At 68.9% G+C, this 5285-nt stretch carries 6 protein-coding genes; 5 read left to right on the top strand and 1 reads right to left on the bottom strand.

Going from position 1 to position 5285, the window contains the following annotated elements; all coding sequences use genetic code 11:
* The coding region (locus VNE62_13170; GenBank protein HVE93231.1) for a hypothetical protein at positions 1-1464 on the top strand (1464 nt) is incomplete at its 5' end.
* Positions 1465-1469: 5 nt separating this feature from the next.
* Here VNE62_13170 and VNE62_13165 read toward each other — a convergent pair.
* A complete protein-coding gene (locus VNE62_13165) occupies positions 1470-2648 on the bottom strand; it encodes an acetyl-CoA C-acetyltransferase (GenBank protein ID HVE93230.1) in 1179 nt (392 codons plus the stop codon).
* Positions 2649-2700: 52 nt separating this feature from the next.
* On the opposite strand from VNE62_13165, the gene mce reads away from it, so the two are divergent.
* The 4 genes from mce to VNE62_13145 form a co-directional block, all read left to right on the top strand.
* Entirely contained in the window at positions 2701-3135 is a 435-nt protein-coding gene (gene mce / locus VNE62_13160) for a methylmalonyl-CoA epimerase (GenBank protein ID HVE93229.1), read from the top strand.
* Positions 3135-3710: a TetR/AcrR family transcriptional regulator gene (locus tag VNE62_13155; protein ID HVE93228.1), complete on the top strand. Its 576-nt coding sequence runs from the start codon at positions 3135-3137 to the stop codon at positions 3708-3710. The genes mce and VNE62_13155 overlap by 1 nt, the downstream gene beginning before the upstream one ends.
* Positions 3711-3719: 9 nt before the next feature.
* Positions 3720-4556, top strand: coding sequence for a class I SAM-dependent methyltransferase (locus VNE62_13150; GenBank protein ID HVE93227.1), 837 nt, complete (start codon positions 3720-3722; stop codon positions 4554-4556).
* Positions 4549-5285 (top strand): carboxyl transferase domain-containing protein (locus VNE62_13145; GenBank protein ID HVE93226.1); only part of this gene is annotated, 737 nt, incomplete at its 3' end. The genes VNE62_13150 and VNE62_13145, both read left to right, overlap by 8 nt.

Genomic DNA, 5285 nt, shown 5'->3' with positions numbered 1-5285 from the left:
TTCATCGGGTTCGTCCTCTCGCTGATCCTGCCGATCGCGCGCGCCAGTACCCCAGGATCAGACGGAGTGGTGTTGGCGGTGTTCGCGGTGGGGGGACTGGTGATGGTGTCGTCAGGGTTCAAGCTGGGCCTCCACCTGTATCTCGCCCCTGACCTGGAGCTGTTGCTGGCGGCTCCAGTTCCACTGGGGAGCCTGTTCTGGGGCTACATGGCAAAGGCAGCATCCTTCGCTCCGGTCAGTCTCGCCTCCGCGCTCGGTGTCGCCGCCTTGTACGGGTACTCGCGAAGCGGCCCTGCGGCGGCGGCTCTGGCCCTCCCGGCGGTGGCAGCGCTGGGGCTGATGACGCTGCTTACAGGAGCACTGATCTCGATGCTTCTCACTCGTCTGGTTCCACCCCGCAGGTTGCACATGGCGATCAGCCTGCTGCCGCTGGGCTCGGTGGTGATGACGATGGTGGCGTTCAGGTCGGTTTCGATGGGAAGGCCACGGGCCGGCGCCGGCCTTTCGGACAGCGCGGAGCGCCTCGGCCGGGCCCTCATGTGGTTCCCCACCAGCTGGCCCGTCACCTTCGCCTTCGGGCCGCTCGATCGGGAATGGACGATGGTGGCGATGAGCGGCCTGCTCCTGGCAGCCGCTATCGCCGCACTGGGTCTGGCGACGACGACCGTCTTCCGTTCGACGTTCGCCACCAGCTGGGGACACATCCAGGATGCGCCCGTGCGGGCCATCCGCAGGACCCGCGCCGAGGCATGGACCCGGACGCTCCCGCCTCAGGTCCGGGCGATCGTCCTCAAGGACTGGCGCACCTACGTCAGGAACCCTTCTGCCTTCGCTCAGTTCCTGATGCCGCTCGTCCTGTTCGCGTTCCTGTTCGCCTCCGCGATGCGGGTCCGTCACCACGGGCTGTCATCGCTGCCTAACCTGGCCTTCCTGGTAGCCGTTCTGGGGGGAATCGGCAGTCAGAGCTTCTCCTTCGAGAGCCGCAACTTCGCCCTCCTCAAGGGATGTCCGCTCCGCGGCCGCGACATCCTCGCCGGGAAATTCGTGGCCCATGGCTTGCTCGCTGCAGCTCCTGCGGCTCTTGCCGCACTTGCCGTAGCCGTCCGCCGAGGATGGGGTTTCACAGGTGCCGTAGGAGCGGCCGCCCTGGGCCTCTGGCTCGTGCTCGGGTCGACCCTGATCAACGTCTCGGCTTCAGCGCTCGGCGTTGACTTCCGCGACGAGACGCCGAGGATGAAGTGGTGGACTCTCCTCGCGAACACCCTGGCCTCAATGACCTTCGGCGCCGCACACATAGCGCTCGTGGCCTGGGTCGTGGCGTCGCTCGGGAGCTCCAGCACGCACCTTCTCCGCCACCCGGCAGTGGGCGTAATCGCGGCCGTGGGCGTCGTCGTGTCTTGGGTCGCCGTGTGGCTGCTGTTCCTGGTGGCCGGGAGACGGTTCGAGCGGATCGACGCCCCCTGAACCCCTCAGACGCGGATAATCAGGGCGTCTCCCTGGCCCCCGCCGCCGCACAGACCTGCCGCTCCCACTCCCCCACCCCGCCGGCGCAGCTCGTGCGCCAGCGTTAAAACCAGACGGGCCCCCGAGCAGCCGATGGGGTGTCCGAGCGCGATCGCGCCTCCGTTGGGGTTGATCGACTCCGGGTCCACGTTCAGCTCCCGCGCGGACACCAGCGCCACGCTGGCGAACGCCTCGTTGATCTCGACCACGTCCAGGTCGGACTCCTGGAGCCCGGCCTTGGCCAGCGCCGCCTTGATCGCGCGCGACGGCTGGTCGTGAAGGGACGCGTCGGGTCCGGCGACCATGCCGTGGGCGACGACGGTGGCCAGCGGCTGTACTCCGCGCGCGTCGGCCTCCTCGCGCGACATGACCACCATCGCGCAACCGCCGTCGGAGATCTGGGACGCGTTTCCGGCAGTGATGGTGCCGTCCTTGGAAAAAGCCGGCTTGAGCTTCGCCAGCGAGTCGACCGTCGTGTCCGGACGCATCCCCTCGTCGCGGTCCACCACGACGGGATCCCCCTTGCGCTGAGGGACCTCTACCGCAACGATCTCGGCGTCGAAGGCTCCCGACTCGGCCGCCTTGGAAGCCTTGGCGTGCGACCGCGCCGCCCACTCGTCCTGCTCCGTGCGAGACAGCTCAAACCTCGCCCCGTACTCCTCGGTCGCCTCGCCCATCGACTTGCGGTCAAAGGCGCAGAACAGGCCGTCGTACATCATCGAGTCGATCAGCTCGGCGTTGCCGATGCGGGCGCCGAAGCGCGCCTTCGGAAACAGGTACGGCGCGTTGGTCATCGACTCCATTCCACCGGCCACCACTCGCTTGACCTCACCGGCCCGGATGAGCTGGTCGGCCAGCGCAACGGCGTTGAGGCCGGAAAGACACACCTTGTTGACGGTCACCGCCGGCACCGTCATGGGGATCCCGGCTCGTACGGCGGCCTGCCGCGCCGTGATCTGTCCGGTCCCGGCCTGCAGGACCTGTCCCATCACGACGTAGTCCACCTCGGATGGGTCCAGCCGCGAGTCCGCCAGGGCCCTGGTGATCGCAAAGCCGCCGAGCTCGGCCCCCGAAAAGCCGGCCAGCCCGCCGGAGAACTTTCCTATGGGAGTACGGGAACCGGAGACGATCACGGACTCGGTCACGGCAGCCTCCTTCAAGCGCGGCGCTCGCGGCGGGAGCCCCAAGTATATGAGGATGGCTGTGGACGGACCCATGACAGACGACTTCGCCAAGGACCTGCGCGTGGACCACATCGCGATCGCGGTGCGGTCGCTGACCGACGCCCTGGAATCGTTCGCCACGGTGTGGGGCCTGGAGCCCGACCGGGTGGAGACCATCGAATCCGACGGCGTGGTCGAGGCGATGCTGCGGGTGGGCAACAGCCATCTGCAGTTGCTGTCCGCGACTCACGCCGATTCCACCGTGGGGAGGTTCCTCGAGCGCCGGGGCGAGGGGCTGCACCACATCTGCATTCGCGTCCCCGACATCGAGGCGGCCATGGCTCGGGTGGCCGAGAGGGGCGGCGAGCTGATCGACCAGAAACCGCGCATCGGAGGGGGCGGGCACCGGGTCGCCTTCGTCCATCCGAAGTCGTCGTCCGGTGTGCTCATCGAGCTGGTGGAGAGGTGATGGACGAACAGGTGATGGCCAGGGTCCTGGACGAAGCCGAGCGGCTGTTCGGCCAGCGCGGCTTCCAGCGCGTGACGCTGGACGAGGTCGCGGAGGCGGCGGATGCCTCCCCGGAGCAGCTGTCGGCGAGGTTCGCCGACTGCGGCGAACTGCTCGTCCACCTGGCCCAGGCGAGGGCGCACGAGGTGCGGTCGCGGCTGAACAGGGCCGTCGACGGACTGTCGTCACGGACGATGATCGAGGGGGCCGGATTCCAGGAGTGGTTCCGCTGGCTGGCCGAGCACCCCTACACCAACCAGATCATCTGGCAGACCGAGCTCGTGGACGCGGAGGTCCACCGCAACTGGTACCGGGACCTGGCCGCCGACTACGCCCGGGGCCTGACCCGCGCCATCGACGAAGGCGAGCTCCCGCGCGTCGACCCGGAGGGACTGGCGTGGTGCCTGATGGGCATGGCCGACTTCCTCGGCATGCGCTACGTGATGTGGACGGGACGCCCCGAGCTGCCCGAGCAGGCCATGCGGACGTTCACCCGCGTCCTGACGCGGGCGCTGCAGACCGGGGGGGGCCGCTAGGCTCATCCGATGCCGAACCTCGAGCAGATCAAGAACTGGAACGAACAGAGGGGGCCGAGGTGGGTTCGCTACCAGAGCCACTTCGACGGGACCGCCCGTCCGTTCGGCCTTGCAGTGATGGACCGGATCTCGCCGGCTCCCGGCGAAAGGATCCTGGACGTGGGGTGCGGGTTCGGGGCCACGTCCCGCGATCTCGCGCACCACGTGGGTCCGGCAGGAGAGGTCGTGGGCGTGGACATCTCACGGCCCATGCTCGACCTGGCCAGGCAGCAGGCGGGGCAGGGGATCACGTTCCTGGAGGCCGACGCGCAGACGGCGGATCTGGGAACCGGCTTCGACGCCGCCTTCTCCAGGTTCGGCGTGATGTTCTTCGACGATCCCGCAGCGGCGTTCGCCAACATCTGCGGCGCCCTGCGGCCGGGCGGCAGGCTCGGGTTCAGCTGCTGGCAGGACGTCTCGCGCAACCCGTGGATGTTCGAGCCGGTAATCGCCTCGGCACCGCACCTGGGCATGCCGGACATCCCGGCCCCCGAGGCCCCGGGACCCTTCGCCCTCGCCGATGCGGACAGGACGCGCCGGCTGCTGGAGAACAGCGGCTTCACCTCCGTCGAGCTGGAGCCGATCGACATCCAACTTCGGGTGCCAGAAGCCGTTACCGCGGAGCAGGCAGCGGCCATCCTGCTGCAAACGGGGCCGATGGGACAGCTGTACGACCAGGCGGACCCGGAGGCTCAGAAGGCCGCGCTGTCCGCCACGGCCGACGTGCTGCGGCCGTACGAGTCGGCGGGTGGGGTGGCGGCTCCAGCCGCGGCCTGGGGCGTCTACGGGACGCGACCCGATGCCTGACAACGCCCCCGCACCTCCAACTCCTCGCACCCACACGATGGCCGAGCGCATCGAGGAGCTTCGGGCGCGCAAGGCCAAGGCCCTGGAGGGCCAGGGGGCCGAGGCCGTCCAGCGCCAGCACGACCGGGGGCGGCTCACCGCACGCGAGCGCATAGACCTTCTGCTGGACCCGGGCACCTTCCGCGAGACCGACCTGCTCGCGCGTCACCGCGCCCACGGATTCGGCCTCGAGAAGCGGCGTGCGGACGGCGACGGCGTCGTCACGGGGTGGGGGTGCGTGGACGGGCGGCAGGTGTTCGTCTTCTCGCAGGACTTCACGTTCATCGGCGGGACCCTCGGGGAAGTGTTCGCGGAGAAGATCTGCAAGGTCATGGACCTCGCAGCGGCGACCGGGGCCCCCGTCATCGGAATCAACGACTCCGGCGGCGCCCGGATCCAGGAAGGCGTCGTGTCGCTGGCCGGCTACGCCTACATCTTCGACCGCAACGTCAGGTCGTCCGGGGTCATCCCGCAGATCTCGGTGATCGCGGGTCCCTGCGCCGGCGGCGCCGTCTACTCCCCCGCCATGACCGACTTCGTCTACATGGTCAAGCGCACCTCCAACCTGGGCATCCCCGGCCCCGATGTCGTGAAGGCCGTGACGGGCGAGGACGTGACCATCGAGCAACTCGGCGGAGCGATGACGCACGCGTCGAAGTCCGGAGTGGCGAACTTCGTGGCCGAGGACGA

Source organism: Actinomycetota bacterium (assembly GCA_035536535.1).
Lineage (GTDB): Bacteria > Actinomycetota > JAICYB01 > JAICYB01 > JAICYB01 > DATLNZ01.
Note: the sequence above shows the minus strand (reverse complement) of the source record. Positions and strands in the feature narration are given on the sequence as shown.